Annotated in this window: 12 protein-coding genes; 8 read left to right on the forward strand and 4 right to left on the reverse strand. The window is 71.2% G+C overall.

Annotation, left to right across the window (positions count from 1 at the left end):
• Positions 1-183 precede the first annotated feature (183 nt).
• From ABD151_RS14065 to ABD151_RS14080, 4 genes are read left to right on the forward strand one after another with little or no spacing between them, the layout of a single operon-like run.
• Positions 184-492: a hypothetical protein gene (locus tag ABD151_RS14065; protein WP_343995392.1), complete on the forward strand. Its 309-nt coding sequence runs from the start codon at positions 184-186 to the stop codon at positions 490-492.
• Positions 493-552: 60 nt separating this feature from the next.
• Entirely contained in the window at positions 553-1,629 is a 1,077-nt protein-coding gene (locus tag ABD151_RS14070; RefSeq protein ID WP_343995393.1) for a DNA recombination protein RmuC, read from the forward strand.
• Positions 1,630-1,675: 46 nt separating this feature from the next.
• Positions 1,676-2,116: a DUF6542 domain-containing protein gene (locus tag ABD151_RS14075; protein WP_343995394.1), complete on the forward strand. Its 441-nt coding sequence runs from the start codon at positions 1,676-1,678 to the stop codon at positions 2,114-2,116.
• Entirely contained in the window at positions 2,113-4,407 is a 2,295-nt protein-coding gene (locus tag ABD151_RS14080; protein ID WP_343995395.1) for an EAL domain-containing protein, read from the forward strand. The genes ABD151_RS14075 and ABD151_RS14080 overlap by 4 nt, the downstream gene beginning before the upstream one ends.
• Here the strand turns inward: ABD151_RS14080 and ABD151_RS14085 are convergent.
• Positions 4,367-4,990, reverse strand: a complete 624-nt coding sequence (locus tag ABD151_RS14085) for an L-threonylcarbamoyladenylate synthase (protein WP_343995396.1) — start codon at positions 4,988-4,990, stop codon at positions 4,367-4,369. The genes ABD151_RS14080 and ABD151_RS14085 overlap by 41 nt on opposite strands.
• Positions 4,991-5,087: 97 nt before the next feature.
• Here ABD151_RS14085 and ABD151_RS14090 point away from each other — a divergent pair, with 97 nt between their 5' ends.
• The 3 genes from ABD151_RS14090 to ABD151_RS14100 are packed head-to-tail and all read left to right on the forward strand — an operon-like array spanning position 5,088 to position 10,611.
• Entirely contained in the window at positions 5,088-7,040 is a 1,953-nt protein-coding gene (locus tag ABD151_RS14090; protein ID WP_343995397.1) for a cellulose biosynthesis cyclic di-GMP-binding regulatory protein BcsB, read from the forward strand.
• 20 nt (positions 7,041-7,060) lie between these two features.
• Complete coding sequence (locus tag ABD151_RS14095; protein WP_343995398.1) at positions 7,061-8,692, forward strand: ArnT family glycosyltransferase; 1,632 nt, start codon at positions 7,061-7,063, stop codon at positions 8,690-8,692.
• On the forward strand, positions 8,689-10,611 hold the full coding sequence (locus tag ABD151_RS14100; RefSeq protein ID WP_343995399.1) for a glycosyltransferase: 1,923 nt from the start codon (positions 8,689-8,691) through the stop codon (positions 10,609-10,611). The genes ABD151_RS14095 and ABD151_RS14100 overlap by 4 nt, the downstream gene beginning before the upstream one ends.
• A 59-nt stretch (positions 10,612-10,670) precedes the next feature.
• On the opposite strand, the gene ABD151_RS14105 is transcribed toward ABD151_RS14100, so the two are convergent.
• Complete coding sequence (locus ABD151_RS14105) at positions 10,671-11,543, reverse strand: LuxR C-terminal-related transcriptional regulator (RefSeq protein WP_343995400.1); 873 nt, start codon at positions 11,541-11,543, stop codon at positions 10,671-10,673.
• Positions 11,544-11,759: 216 nt separating this feature from the next.
• Between ABD151_RS14105 and ABD151_RS14110 the strand changes: the two genes are divergently transcribed.
• Entirely contained in the window at positions 11,760-13,094 is a 1,335-nt protein-coding gene (locus ABD151_RS14110) for an MFS transporter (RefSeq protein WP_343995401.1), read from the forward strand.
• Between the two features lie 67 nt (positions 13,095-13,161).
• Here ABD151_RS14110 and ABD151_RS14115 read toward each other — a convergent pair whose 3' ends face one another.
• Positions 13,162-14,175 (reverse strand): 4-hydroxy-3-methylbut-2-enyl diphosphate reductase, encoded by a 1,014-nt coding sequence (locus ABD151_RS14115; protein ID WP_343995402.1) that lies wholly within the window; start codon positions 14,173-14,175, stop codon positions 13,162-13,164.
• Between the two features lie 47 nt (positions 14,176-14,222).
• The coding region (locus tag ABD151_RS14120) for a calcium-binding protein (protein ID WP_343995403.1) at positions 14,223-15,440 on the reverse strand (1,218 nt) is incomplete at its 5' end.

Here is a 15,440-nt window from a genome sequence, read left to right on the forward strand (position 1 = left end):
GCCCGGGACGTTGCGATCTGTCGCGATCCTTCGAAGGGACCAGCCTCTTCCGGGCCCTAAGGCCCGGAGGAGATTGACCGATCGGACATTCCTGACCTTCGACTTATCTCACACGTGACAAGTTCCGGGGTCAGTCGCGAGAACCCCCTCGCGAACAGGGCCGAGGCCGGGCAGCCTTGGCGCATGCCTACTGGATTCCACGCCGTCATGGCGACCTCCTCCACCCCCGCGATCACCTCGCTGGGCGCTGTCCACCACCCGAACGTCACCAGCGCGTTGGAGGCCATGTTCCGAGCAGTGGCGCCCTACTTCATGACCGAGTCGCCCTGGCGGGTCACCACCAGCTCGGTCTCCCACCTGGCCGAGATCAGCATGCTGGAGATCACCAACGCCGACGGCGACCAGACCGTCTTCTCGGTCTGGGCCTGCACCAACCGGGGCTGTGGAGTGCTCACCAAGCCGCGGCTCGCGGCGGTCCCCTCGCCGCGCTAGTCCACGCCTCACGCCGCGTCCTCCCGCTCTCTGTCGGAGGTCCCAGGCAGGGTTGACCCCATGGAGATCGTGCTCTTGCTTCTCGGCCTGGCCCTCGGTGTGTTGATCGGTGCCGGCGCGATGGCGCTGCGCCAGCGCGGCACCGCACCCGAGGTCTCCCAGCAGGCCGCCGTCGCCGCGCTCGAGCGCCGGGTCAGCGACGACGCCCTGGTCCGTGACGGCCTGGCCCGCATCGGCGAGCAGCTGACCGGGTTGGAGCGGGACCGCGCCGCTGCCCAGGCCCAGCTGCGCCAGCAGGTGGAGGAGGTCCGCAAGAGCGCGACCGAGCTGCGCCGGGAGACCACCGCCCTCGGCACCGCCCTGCGCAAGCCGCAGGTTCGCGGCCGCTGGGGCGAGCTGCAGCTCCGCCGGGCGGTCGAGCTGGCCGGTCTGGTGGACCGCTGCGACTTCTCCGAGCAGAGCACCTTCGCCGGCGAGAACGGCGCGCTGCGCCCGGACCTGCTGGTCCGCCTCACCGGCGACCGCTGCGTCGTGGTCGACAGCAAGGTCCCCCTCGACGCGTTCCTCGACGCCACCGGCACCGACGACGCCGAGTCCGCCGCGCTGCACTTCGAGCGGCACGCACGCCAGGTCCGCCAGCACGTCGACGCCCTCAGCGCCAAGCGCTACTGGCGCGCAGTGCCGGCCTCCCCGGAGTTCGTGGTCCTCTACCTGCCCGGCGAGTCGTTCCTCTCCGCCGCCCTCGACGCCGATCGCTCCCTGCTCGAGTACGCCGCCGAGCGGCAGGTGGTGCTGGCCACCCCGACCACCCTGATCGCCTTGCTCAAGACGGTCGCCCTGGGCTGGTCGCAGGAGCAGATCGCCGAGCGAGCACGCGAGATCCACGAGCTCGCCCGTGACCTGCACGCCCGGCTCGGCGTGATGGGCGGCCATCTCGACAAGCTGGGCCGCTCCTTGAAGGCCTCGGTCGAGGCCTACAACGCCACCGTCGGCTCACTGGAGAACCGGGTCCTGGTCACGGCACGCAACTTCGACGACCTCGGCGTCGGCACGCCCGGCACGCTCACCGTCCCGCGACGGGTGAGTGAGGAGCCGCGACCGATCACCGCTCCCGAGCTCGACACGCTCACTCCGTAACAACCTGCACACTTCGCCCACGCGCGCCTGACAGATACCCTGAGGCGTGACGCGAGCACGAACCATCTGGGAGGAAGGCACCGAACCTGGTCGCCAGGTCGTCCTTCTTGGTGCTGCCGCCACCCTCACCATCGCCGTCGTCAACCTGCTGATCAGCGGCGAGCTCACCTGGATCTTCGATGTGCTCTTCGTCATCCTCAGCGTGATCCTCGCCCTGCGGGTACATCCGCGCGACTTCCTCACGATTGCGATGTTGCCGCCGATCCTGATGATCGTGAGCTTCTTCGTCCTGGCCATCGCCGGCCCCGGCAGCATCGCCCAGTCCGGCGACGGAGTCGTCCAGGCACTGGTCACCGGGCTCACCCACCACGCCGGGGCCCTGGCCGCTGGCTTCGTGCTCTGCCTGCTGTGTCTGGGCATCCGGCAACGGTTCCTCGCCCGCCACCCCCTGGGGGACGGAGACGACGTGTCCGAGCGTCGCCGATGAATCCGCTCGGCACCCACCCGCTCCGGGTCGCCTACGACTATGCCGTCGTCGGCCTCGCCGTCGCCCTCGTCACGTTGGGCTTTCTCGAATGGTTCAACGAGCTCCCCGACCTACGCCTGCTGGTGCTGGTCGCGCTCGCCGCGGTACCGGTGCTGGTGCGCCACAGCCTCCCGGTCGCCGCCTCCTCCTACTCGGCAACGATCGGCCTGGCCCCCGCCGTCCTCTACGCCGGCGACTTCGACCGGGCCAGTCACGTCTTCCCGTTGTGGGCCGTGATCCTTGCGGTCAGCTATCCGTTCTTCCAGGGCGACCCGCTCAAGGGCGCGCCCCGCACCGCGATCCAGGTCATCGCCGGCTACACGCTGGTCCAGGTCTGCGCCGTCGTCGACGTCGGCCCACCGCCCTACGACCGCGCGCTGGCCGGCCTCGGCGCCTACTTCCTCGTCGTCATCGTCCTCGACCTGCCGCGCAACAACCCCGACGCGGAGGGCCGGCGCGACAACGACCTCGACCTCAAGAACGTCCTGTTCGCCGTCGTCGCCCTGCTCTATGCGGCCTGCCTGCTCGGCACCCTGCGCCTGCTGGCCGACGGCCCCGACACCACCCCGCGCCTCGGCGCGGCGATCCTGCTGTCGATCTTGCTGATCTGGCTCACCATCCTGATCGCCCGCCTCGACACGGCCACCCTCAGCGTCGCCACCCTGACCCGCGCGGCGACCGCGATGCCGTGGCCCAACGGCCGGATCGACGCCACCCTGCTCAGCGCCGCCGAGAGCGGTGCCCGCGCCCGACGGGCCCGCTTCTCCCGCGCACCCGGCCCCCGCGGCTCGCTCAGCCTGCCGATGAGCGATGGCCGCTACCTCGTGCTGCGCCGCGGGCGCGGCGACCTCTCCTTCCGCAAGGGCGAGGAGGAGCTGGCCCGCTCACTCGTCGCGATGGCCGAGGCCTCCCGGCACCAGGCGGCCCACGAGCAACGGCTGCAGCACGCCGCGAAGACCGACGACCTCACCGGCCTGTGGCGGGTCCCGCACTTCACCGTCACCGTCGAGGACACCCTGGCCAAGCTCGCGCCCGGCCAGCGGATCGCCGTCTTCTTCATCGATGTCGACGGGTTCAACCGGATCAACGAGCAGCTCGGGCACCTCAACGCCGACCTGGTGATGCGCCAGCTGGGCCAACGACTGCTGACCGCGCTCCCGGCCGGCACCACCCCGGCCCGCTTCGGCGGCGACGAGTTCCTGGTGCTGATGAAGGACGCGCACAGCGCCGCACACGTGGAGTCCACCCGGCACCGGATCGCCACCGCCCTGCACCAGCCGATGACGGTGGACAGCTGGGTGCTCCAGGTCGACGCCACCATCGGCGTCGCGATCTCCCACGAGGGAAGCGACCACGACTCGCTGATCGGCGAGGCCGAGCGAGACATGCGCCGCCGCCAGAGCCGGGCCCGCGAGGACACCCAGCCGCGCTGGGCCGGCGAGCTCGACCTGATCGGCGACCTGGTCGACGAGGGCGGGATCAGCGTCGCCTATCAGCCGATCGTGGACCTGCATACCGGCGAGCTCTTCGGCTACGAGGCGTTGATCCGCGGCAGCCACCCCCGCTTCGGCCAGCTCTCCCCACTCCAGATCATCGGCTCCGCCATGCGCCTCGGGATCCTCGACGAGATCACCGAGATCGTTGCCGAGCAGGCGATCACCACCGTCGGTCAGGTGGCGGAGTCCCTCGGCCGCCGCCTCGCACTCTCCCTGAACATCGAGTTCCAGCAGCTCTACGACGGCAACCCGATGCTCCAGTGGCTGCGCACCCGCCACCTCGAAGCCCCGATCGATCTGATCCTCGAGCTCTCCGAGCGACAGATCGGCGCTTGGCACAGCATGCACAACGCGCTCGCGGAGAGCCTGCGCGGCGGCGGAATCGAGATGGCGATCGACGACTTCGGGGCCGGGCACGCCAGCTTCGCGATCGTCAGCGAGTGGGACTGGAAGTGGGTCAAGCTCGACCGCTCGTTCCTCACCCGGATGGGTCAGCGCGGCTCGGTGATGCTCCCCCACGTCGCCCGGATGCTCGCCGACCTCGGCACCACCACGGTGATCGAGGGCATCGAGACCCGCCCCCAGCTGGAGCTGGCGCACCAGCTGGGCATCCCGCTGGGTCAGGGCCTGCGCTTCGGGGCCCCGCAATCGGCCGCCGAGATCGCGGAGCGGCCCGAGGTGCACGGGCTCGGTGCCAAGGATCTGCTGATGGCGCTCAGCTCTCGAAGCGAGTCGGGTCCCCTGCACCGACCCTGAGCACCTCGGGAACCTTCTCCGAGAGGTCCACCACCGTCGTCGGCACGGCCGGCGACTCCCCGGCCTCCACCACGATGTCGACCTGGTGGTCCAGCTCCTCCTTGATCTCCCAGCCCATCGTCCGCGGCTCGCTCTCGCCCGGCAGGATGAGGGTGCTGGTCAGCATCGGCTCGCCCAGCTCGGCGAGCAGCGCCTGGACCAGCGTGTGCTCCGGGATCCGGACGCCGACGGTGCGCTTCTTCGGGTGCATCAGCCGGCGCGGCACCTCGCGGGTCGCCGGCAGGATGAACGTGTACGGCCCCGGGGTGCAGGCCTTGATCGCCCGGAACGACGCGTTGTCGACCTGCACGAACTGGCCGAGCTGCGCGAAGTCGCTGCACATCAGGGTGAAGTGGTGCTTGTCGTCGAGGTCGCGGATCCTCAGGATCCGGTCCCGGCCGTCCCGGTTGCCCAGCTGCGCGCCGAGCGCGTAGCCGGAGTCCGTCGGGTAGGCGATGAGCTGGTCGTCGCGCAACGCTTCGACGAGCTGGGAGACCAGCCGGGGCTGAGGGTTGTCAGGGTGGATGTCGACGTACCGGGCCATGTCCCGAGCCTAGTGGCTCGACGCACCCCGTAGGATCAGCGCGGCGGTTACTCGGGGGATGGCACCGCCCGACCAGCCCCCGTCTAAGGACCCCTCGATGCGTCGACGCCGCCATGCCCTGCCTGCTGCCCCCGCTGCAGCGCTGATCGCCCTCACCCTGCTGCTCGTGCCGGCCCCGCCGGCCGGCGCCGCCCCCGACGACACCGCGCGGGTCGCCGTCCCCGACTCGGTGAGCGCCGTGCCGGAGACCACCGGCCGGTTGCGGGTGGCTGTGCCCGACGGTCTGCAGCCCCGGCGCCTGAGGGCGACGCTCCGCGTGGAGAACCCGCGCGACGCCCGGGTGATCCTCACCGTCGGCGGCCGTGAGGTGCACGATGCGCCGGCGCGCGACGCAGAGCAGGTCACGCTCCCGGTCCGGCCCGGAGACGTCACCGCGGAGGGCTACCTCGAGGTGACGATCAGCGAAGTGCTCGAGCGCGGCACCGAGGCGACCTGTCGCTACGTGCTGCCGAGCTCCGCGACCTTGGAGGAGATCACCCTCGAGGCCACCGGCATCGAGACCGCACCGGAGAGCGTCGGCACCTTCCTGCCCGCCTACAGTCCCGCGATCGACGTCGTCGTCGACAAGGCCGCCGGCGACGACGTGCTCGACGCCGCGCTCAACGCGGTCACCGCGCTGGCCGAGCGCTACGACGCCAACACCGCCATCGCGCTGACCACCACGCCGGCCACCCCGGCGGGAGCCGGCGTCCGCCAGATCACCTTCGAGCACGGCGCCAACCCGGTCAGCACCGCGATCGAGCAGCGCGACGGCGTGCCGAACCTGGTGATCACCGGCAGCGACGAGGCGTTGACCGACGCCGCCCGCGCCCTCTCCTCCCCCGCTCTCGCCCTGGCCGACGCCGCCGACACCAGCGGCCTGTCCAGCACCTCGCTGGCCGATGCCACCAACCTGGTGCGCTCGCTGGGAGAGGTGACCGGCCGGGACACCATCACGCTGACCGGCTACGGCACCAACACCGCCTACGTGAGCGTGCGCCAGGACGCCTTCGGCGGTCCGATCGACGAGCTCGACATCGACCTCAGGGGCACCCACACCGCGCTGCCGGCCGGTGCCCAGCTCCAGCTCGACCTGCTCTTCAACGGCGACCTGCTCGCCTCCACCCAGCTCGCCGACGGCACCGGCTTCCACCTCGAGGCGACGGTGGCCGCCCACCAGCTCAGCTCCGACAACGGCTTGGAGCTGCGGATGAGCGGCATGCCGGCCGAGGACCAGTGCGTGGGCAACGGGCGGCACCTGCCCCTGGAGCTGCACCTCGACGCCGACGCCTCCGAGCTGCGCGGCTCGCGCGGCGCCGGCACCCTGGCCGGGTTCGCCCGGTTCCCGCAGGTGCTGGCCGGCCAGGTGCCGGTCGCGCTGCGCGGCGACGGTCCGCAGCGGATCACCCAGGCAGGCGACGCGGCAGCACTGCTGACCTCGTTGCAGCGCTCCGCGGCACGCCAGCTCAGCGTCGAGCTCTCCGACGCCGACGCGTTCGTGGACGGCGACCGCTCCGGCATCCTGATCGGCGCCACCCACGAGGACAGCACCACCCTCAAGGCGCCGCTGCGCCTCGACCGGATGCGGTTGATGGACTACGTCGAGAGCGAGCTCCAGGTCGGCACCGACCAGCCGTACGCCGCGCTGCAGGCGGTCAACGTGGGCCGGCGCGACGTGCTGCTGCTCGGCGGCTGGTCGCCCTCCGAGACCGCCGACGTCGAGCCGCTGATCGCGCGCGCCGCCGACGCGACCGCGCTGCGCCCGTGGACCACGCTGGCCGACGACGTGCTGGTGGCCACCTCCAGCAGCGATCCGTTCACCCTGGACAGCAACGCGATCGTCCCCCAGGACGAGGTCGCCGACGAGCGCCGCAGCAACGCCTGGTGGTTCCTCGGCGGAGTCGCCGCGCTGCTCGTGCTGCTCAGCGTGAACTACCTGATCAGCCGCAACCGCAAGCGCCGGGTGCGTCGCCTGGTCGACGCCCAGGAGCGGGCCGACCGGACCGAGTGATGGGCGCGAGGTCTGGGCTGGTGCCCACCGCCTGGCGCGCGTTCGGGGCCGAGCCGACCGGGCGCCGGATCGCCGGCGCCGGCTGGGTGTTCGTCTTCGGGCTGCTGGTCGGTGCTGCGGCGTCGGTCTACACGGTGCGCAACGGCACCAACCTGGAGTACGGCGACGCGATGGCGCACCTGACCATCTCGCGCCGCATCGTCGACAGCCACTCGCCGGGGCTCCAGCAGCTCGGCACCGTCTGGCTCCCGCTGCCCCACCTGCTGCTGCTGCCGCTGGTGATGAACCTGTGGCTGTTCAGCACCGGGGTGGCGGCCAGCATCGTCGGCACCGTCTGCCTGGCGATCACCGCGACCGCCGTCTTCCGGATCATGGCCCGGATCGGCATCGACGCGATCGGTCGCCTGGTCGGGCTGGCGGTGCTGTTCACCAACCTCAGCCTGCTCTACGCCTCCACCACCGCCCTCACCGAGCCGGTGCTGATCGCAGCGATGACCGCCTGCGTGGCGGGTCTGGCCGGCTGGGCCACCAGCAGCCGCCGGCTCAGCGGCGGGGAGCTGGCCGTCTTCGCGGGCATCCCCGCGGCCGCCGGCGTGCTCACCCGCTACGAGGCCTGGGCCCTGGTGATCAGCGGCAGCATCTTCGTCGCCTTCGTCTGCCTGCGCCGCGGCGACAGCATCAAGCGCGCCGCGCAGCTGATCGCCAGCTTCGCCGCCGTCCCGGCGGTCGCGATCGCCTGGTGGCTGGCCTACAACGCCGCCTGGTACGGCAACCCGTTGGAGTTCCTGCAGGGCGAGTACTCCGCGGCCGCCTTCACCGAGGTCTTCATCGACCAGGGCCAGCTCACCACCAAGGGCAACTTCGGGCTCTCGCTGCAGGTGCTGTCCTGGGCGATCCTGGAGACCTCGGGCATCGTGCCGCTGCTGCTCGCCGGCGCGGGATTGTGCGTGATGACGGTGCGCTGGGGCATCAACGACAAGGCGCTGGTGGTCTGGCTGCTCGGCACCGCCACCGCGTTCCTGCTCTTCTCACTCACCACCGGCCAGCACATCATGGTCAACGACCGCTCGCTGCCGAGTGGCGCCTACAACAACCGCTATGTGCTCTCCGCCGTGCCCTGGATCGCGGTGCTGGCCGGCTATCTGCTCGGCCAGTGGCGCTCCCTGCGCGCCGCTCGGGCCGGCGTCAGCGTGCTGATCGCGCTGGCCCTGACCTGGCAGGTCACCTGGTGGGCGGCCGCGGCCGAGGACCGGATGACGATCATCCAGGAGGGCCGCGAGGTGGCCCGGGCCGCGGAGAACACCCGGGACGCCGCGCGCTGGCTGGCCGAGGCCTACGACGGCGGCCGGATCCTGCTGGACGAGAGCGCCGGCAACGAGTTCGCCTTCCAGCCCCTGGTGGGGATCCGGCTCACCGAGTACTACAACCGCAGCTCCGGCGCCATCTTCGACGAGGTGCTCGCCGATCCGTCGCGCCATGTGCGCTGGGTGGTCATGCACCGCGAGCAGCTGGTCTCCTCCAGCACCAAGGCCTCGATCGACCTGGTCACCGAGGCGTTGGCCGACGATCCTCAGTTCTTCGCCCGCTACGAGCTGGTCTACGCCGTCGACAACGTCGGCATCTACCGCCGGACCGAAGGAGCCGCCCGATGACCGCGCCCCTCCCGATCGGTCAGGCACTGCTCCAGCGGGGGCTGATCGACCAGCAGCAGCTCGACGACGCCCTGGAGCGCCAGCGCACCGAGGGCGGCACCCTGGGACACCAGCTGACCCTCGCCGGCGCCGTCCGCCGCCTCGAGCTCTACGACACCCTGGCGGAGGCTTGGGACGCCCCGCGGATCGACCTGATCGCCTCCCCACCCGACCCGGACCTGCTGCACCAGGTCGCCTACGGCGATCTGCTCCGCGAGGGCTGGGTGCCGCATCGTCGCGACGGCGACACCTTGTGGGTGGCGATCGCGACGCCGCCCGACGACGAGCTGCGCGCCGCCGTCGGGGCCCGGTTCCCGGGTGCCGAGCCGCGCTTCGTGACCACCACCGACTGGGACATCTGGCACGCCGTCGAGCAGGCCAACCGCCAGGACCTGCTCTTCGAGTCGCAGGACAAGCTGGCCGAGGAGAGCCCCCTGCACTCCGCGCGCGACGGCCTCACCCCGTGGCAGCTGCGCACGCCGCTGATCCTGCTCGCGGTGATGATGGTCGGCTTCGTCTTCGCCCCCAAGCACTCGTTCGCGCTGGTGATCACGCTGGCGAACGTCGTCTTCCTGACCGCGATCCTGTTCAAGAGCGTGGCCGCCCTGCGGGCGCCGCTGCGCCATCGCCGGATCCAGCGCGACGAGCTGCTGGAGATGGAGGAGCGCGCCCGACGCGGCCTGTCGCCGCGCTGGCGGACGCGGGCCAGCGATGCCGACCTGCCGATCTACACGGTGCTGATGCCGGTCTACCGCGAGGCCAACATCGTGGAGAAGCTGATCGCCAACATCGGCTCCCTGGACTACCCCAAGAGCAAGCTCGACGTGCTGCTGCTGATGGAGGCCGACGACCACGAGACGATCGAGGTCGCCAAGGCGATGCGGCCGCCGGAGTACATCCGACTGGTGATCGTGCCGCCCGGCCACCCGCAGACCAAGCCGCGCGCCTGCAACTACGGGCTCTCCTTCGCCCGCGGCAAGTACGTGGTCATCTACGACGCCGAGGACCGGCCCGAGCGGCTCCAGCTGCGCAAGGCGGTCGCCGCCTTCGAGCGCGACGAGTTCGAGCGCGAGCAGCTCGGCTACGACCAGCATCCGCTGGCCTGCGTGCAGGCGTCGCTGCACTACTTCAACGCCGACTACAACGTGCTCACCCGGATGTTCGCCGTCGAGTACGCGCACTGGTTCGAGGCGATGCTGCCGGGGATGGACGACTCCTCGATCCCGCTGCCGCTCGGCGGCACCTCCAACCACTTCCACACCGAGCGCCTGCGCGAGCTCGGCGCCTGGGACCCGTTCAACGTCACCGAGGACGCCGACCTCGGCCTGCGCGCCTCGGTGATGGGCTACCGGGTGACCGTGATCGAATCCACCACCGGCGAGGAGGCCTGCGCCCAGACGGCAGCGTGGATCCGGCAGCGCACCCGCTGGATCAAGGGCTACATCGTGACGGCGGCCGTCAACACCCGCAATCCGGTGCAGTTCGCGCGCGACGTGCGGTGGCGGGGCGTGGTCGGCATGCTGGGCCTGATCCTGGCCACGCCGCTCGCCTTCCTGGTCTATCCGATCTCGCTCGGCTTCAGCCTGGCCACCTACGTCGGCGTGCAGGTGATCGGGCTGGACCTGCCCTCGTGGGTGGTCGCCTCCAGCGTGATCACCATGGTCTTCGGGAACCTGCTGATGATCAGCACCGCCGCTGTGGCCGCGACCTGGCGCTACAACTGGCGGATCGGCGTCTTCGCGATCTTCTCCCCGGTCTACTGGCTGCTGCACAGCTTCGCCGCCTGGCGGGCCGCCTATCAGGTGATCGGCGACCCGCACCGCTGGGAGAAGACCCCGCACGGCCTCACCGAGGACTACGAGTCCGACGCACACCTGTGAGCGCGCACCTCTGAGCGCCGCGCCTGGACGCCCACCCGGGACGGCGACGCGCCGGCCGCTCAGCCGAGGTAGCCGAGCTCGCGGGCGATCCGGGTCGCCTTGATCCGGTTCTCCGCGCCGAGCTTGGCCATCGCCGACTTCATGTAGGACTTCACCGTGCTCTCGGTGACGCCGAGGGCGAGCGCGATCTGCAGGTTCGAGGCACCGTGCTCGGCCTCGGCCAGCACCTCCGTCTCGCGCTTGGTCAACGGGGAGGCGACCAGCACCTCGGCACTGGCCGCCGGCGGCGCGATCTTGCCGAGCAGCTCCTCCAGACCGCGCCTGGTCCGCGGGTCGGCGGTGGCGTCCATCAGCGCGACCAGGTCCCCGCGCAGGTCGCCGCGCTCGGCCATGCTGACCTGGGTGAGGTCGCGCCGCAGCGCAGCGAAGCGCCGCTCGACGTCCGTGGCCACTTGGAGGTCGAAGGCGAGCCGCTGGGTGAGCGGCCGCAGCTGGGTCTGGATCCGCTCGCCGATGCCGACCTGGTCACGCTCGGCCAGGTAGAGCACCGCCACCGGACCACGGCCGGGCACCGCCAGCGGCACGCTGAGGATCGACTGCAGGCGCTCGGGTGCGACCGCATGCTCGTACGCGCGGGTGATCCCGCGGGCCTCCGGGTAGGAGATCACCGACGCCGGCCGCTGCAGGGCCAGGGCCATCCCGCCGAGGCCCTCGCCCACCTGCACCTGCAGGTTGGCCAGCGAGTCGGTGTCGACCCCGCGCAGCACCACGATCGAGAACTCCTGCTGGTCCGGCTTCACCAGGCCGGCGAAGGCGACCGGCAGCCCGCTCAGACGCTGCGCCTCGGCCAGGCCCCGCTCCAGGACGCGGGCGATCGCCTCGGTCTCGGTGGCCGAGCGGTCCACGGCGCCCTCCCCTCGTTCCCGGCGCATGCGCAGAAATCTGCATCACCTTGATCGCCAACGGAACTCCCCGTGCGCCCGGCGGCATCTCTCACGCGTTGAACGGCCCGACACGGACCATCCGGCGCAGAACGCAGCCCCGACCGGCCCAGCACCCACTTTGGAGGGTATTGCGAAGGTGACCCACGCCACAAGATTGGGCCCGAAGCGGCCGGACCCACCGGCGCCCGAGCTCGGAGACCTCACATGAGCACGACGATCCCCCGCTCCGCCCCGACCCCGCCGCCCGCGGCTGAGAGGAAGCGGCCCACCTCGATGGCCCGCGTCGCCGTCGCCAGCTGCGTCGGCACCACCATCGAGTACTACGACTTCTTCATCTACGGCACCGCTGCCGCACTCGTCTTCCCGACCCTCTTCTTCCCCGCCCTCGGCTCGACCGCCGGCGTGGTCGCCTCGTTCGCCACCTTCGCGGTCGCCTTCGTGGCCCGCCCGCTGGGCGCGATCATCTTCGGCCACTACGGCGACCTGCTCGGCCGCAAGAAGACCCTGGTCACCACGCTCTTCCTGATGGGCGGCTCGACGGTGGCGATCGGCCTGCTGCCCACCGCGGAGACGATCGGCGTGCTGGCTCCGATCGTGCTGGTGCTGCTGCGCTTCGCCCAAGGCCTGGCGGTCGGCGGCGAATGGGCCGGCGCCAACCTGCTCGCGGTGGAGTACGCGCCGGTCGAGAAGCGTGGCTTCTACGCGGTCTTCCCGCAGCTCGGCCCGGCCTTCGCGTTCGCGCTGTCCAGCACCACCTTCCTTGTCAGCGACATCGCGCTCGGCACCGACGGCGCCTTCCTCGACTACGGCTGGCGGATCCCGTTCATCTTCAGTGGCGCGTTGGTCCTGGTCGGCCTCTACATCCGGATGAGCATCGAGGAGACCCCGGTCTTCGCGGCCGAGCAGGCCAACCGCGCCCAGGCGGCGCCCAGGTCGCGCACCCCGTTCCTGGACGTGATCAAGACCCAGCCCAAGGAGATCCTGCTCTCCGCCGGCCTGATGGCGGTGCCGTTCGCCTTCTTCTACATGGGCACCGCCTACCTCACCGCCTACGGCACCGAGGGCATCGGCCTGGAGCGGCGCACCGTGCTCAGCCTCGGCATCGTGGCCGCGCTCGTGCTGGCCGCGGCCACCCTGCTCGGCGGCTGGCTCTCGGACCGGGTCGGACGTCGTCCGGTGATCCTCGCCTCCAGCGTGGCCGCCCTCGGCTGGGCCTTCGTGCTCTTCCCGCTGCTCGACCAGGGCACCGGCACCGCGTTCGCGATCGGCCTGGTGGGGACGCTGAGCATCTTCGGCATCGCCTTCGGCCCGGTCGGCGCCTTCCTGCCCGAGCTCTTCGAGACCCGGTTCCGCTACACCGGCGCCGGCACCGGCTACAACCTGGGCGGCCTGCTCGGCGGCGCGATCCCGCCGCTGCTGGCGCCGGGCCTGACCGCCGACTTCGGCAGCATGGCGGTCGGCGTGATGCTGGCGGTGCTGGCCGCGATCAGCATCCTGTCCACGCTGGCGCTCAGCGAGCGCTCCAAGATCCCGGCCTGAGCCGGCATCCGAGACAGCGACGCGGCGGCGTCCGGTCCGAGGACCGGTCGCCGCCGCGTCGTGTTGCTCAGGAGTTGCGGGCCGCTGCCTCGGCGGCGCGAATGTCGCGGCGCAGCTCGGGCGGCAGCGCGAAGATCAGCGACTCCTCCGCGGTGTGCACCGCGGTGGCGTCCGGGAAGCCGTGGTCGGCGAGGTAGCCGAGCACGCCCTGGACCAGCTCCTCGGGCACCGAGGCGCCGGAGGTGACGCTGACCGTGTTCACGCCGGCCAGCCAGGCGTCGTCGATCTCGGAGGCGTCGTCCACCCGATACGCGGCCTTGGCCCCGGACTCCAGCGCGACGTCGGCCAGCCGGACCGTGTTGGAGGAGTTGGCCGAGCCCACCACGATCACCAGATCGGCGTCGGGGGCGATCTCCTTGACCGCCAGCTGGCGGTTCTGGGTGGCGTAGCAGATGTCATCGCTCGGCGGGTCGAGCAGCGCCGGGAACTTCTTGCGCAGGGCGGCCACCGTCTCCAGGGTCTCGTCGACCGAGAGCGTGGTCTGGGAGAGCCAGGCGACCCGGTTCGGGTCGCGGACCTCGACCTTGTCGACGTCCCAGGGGCCCTGCACCAGCTGGATGTGGTCGGGAGCCTCGCCTGCAGTGCCCTCGACCTCCTCGTGGCCCTCGTGGCCGATCAGCAGGATGTCGTAGTCCTCCGCGGCGAACCGCTTCGCCTCGTGGTGCACCTTGGTGACCAGCGGGCAGGTGGCGTCGATCGTCTTCAGCTCACGCTCGGCGGCCTGGGCGTGCACGGCCGGCGAGACGCCGTGCGCCGAGAAGACGACGGTCTGCCCGGCAGGCACCTCGTCGAGCTCCTCGACGAAGATCGCGCCGCGCGACTCCAGGTTCGCCACCACGTGCTTGTTGTGCACGATCTGCTTGCGCACGTAGACCGGGGCTCCGTAGAGGTCGAGGGCCTTCTCCACAGTGATCACGGCGCGGTCCACGCCGGCGCAGTAGCCGCGAGGGGCTGCCAGGCGCACGGCGCGCTCGGCCTCGTCGGGGCTCAGGACGGCGGGGACGCCGAGGTCGGTGCTCATGTCGGGCAGTCTATCGGCCGACCCGCGACATCCCCGCTCCCCCGCGACTACGCCAACGGGGTGATCACCCACTCGAAGTCGACCGCCTCGTAGCCGTTGTCGTGCTCCCAGCCGCCGGTGACCTCACGCTTGCTGCGGTCCCAGGCGATCGCGTCCGGCCCGCCCTCGGTCGCGGCCCAGGCCTGGAAGTAGGTCGAGGTGGTGCTCGGCCCGCCCCCGCGACACGACTTGACCTTGTCGCCGTAGCCGCCGGCCACCACGTCGAGCCAGTAGAGGTCCTGGGCGGTGACCAGGGCGAAGTCACCGGTGAAGTCGTTGCTGCCCAGCTCGCCGTTGTGGCTCCAGGTGCAGTTCTCGTCGGCGCCGGTGATCGCGAACGAACCGGTCACCGACTCCTGGCGCCACATCGCCGTGGTGGCCGGGTCGCCGTGACGGACCAGCACCATCGAGAGGGTCCAGTTCCGGGTCTCCTGGTCGGTCACCTCGGTGCCGCTGACCGTCGCCAGCCAGCGCTGCGGGAACTCCTCGCCCTTGCAGGAGACCATCACCTCGGCGGTGCACTGATCCGGGTCGTCGGGCGAGTTCGCCGCACCGCCCGGCGCACCGCCGTGGCAGCGGTCGCGGCCGGGCCCGCCGTGGCAGGTGTCGGTGCCGAAGCCACCGTTCAGGGCGACGTCGTCGCCGCCCGCCGCGGAGATCGTGTCGTCACCGTCGCCGCCGTTGATGGTGTCCGGGTAGGCACCACCGTAGAGCCGGTCGTCGCCCTTGCCGCCGTCGAGCAGGGTGCCCTCGAGCGCGGTCTTCATCAGGTCGTTGCCGTCGCCGCCGTAGAGCGCCTGGCCGTCGTCGCCGGCCACCACGGTGTCGTTGCCGGCCTCGCCGTACCCGAACCCACCGACGCCGGAGCCGAGGGTGATGGTGTCGTTGCCCGGCCCGCCACGCAGCACGTCGGTGCCGCCGTCGCCGTAGATCGTGTCGTCGCCCGAACCGCCGGTGACCAGGCGGTCCTTGCCGCCGCCCGCGTTGATCCGGTCGTTGCCCGGGCCGCCGTCGATGACGTCGGGGTGCTCGCTGCCGTTGATCAGGTCGTTGCCACCGCCGCCCTCGAACAGCGTGTCGGGGTGCTTGGTGGAGAGGGTGTCGTTGCCCGCGCCGCCGTAGATGCCCAGGTCCGCCGCCTCTCCCACGATCACATCGCGTCCGGCGTCTCCGTAGAGGAGGCCGCCGGCGCCCTTGCCGGAGCGGATCGTGTCGTTGCCGGCGCC

Origin of the sequence: Nocardioides dubius (genome assembly GCF_039528155.1) — a bacterium.
Lineage (GTDB): Bacteria > Actinomycetota > Actinomycetes > Propionibacteriales > Nocardioidaceae > Nocardioides > Nocardioides dubius.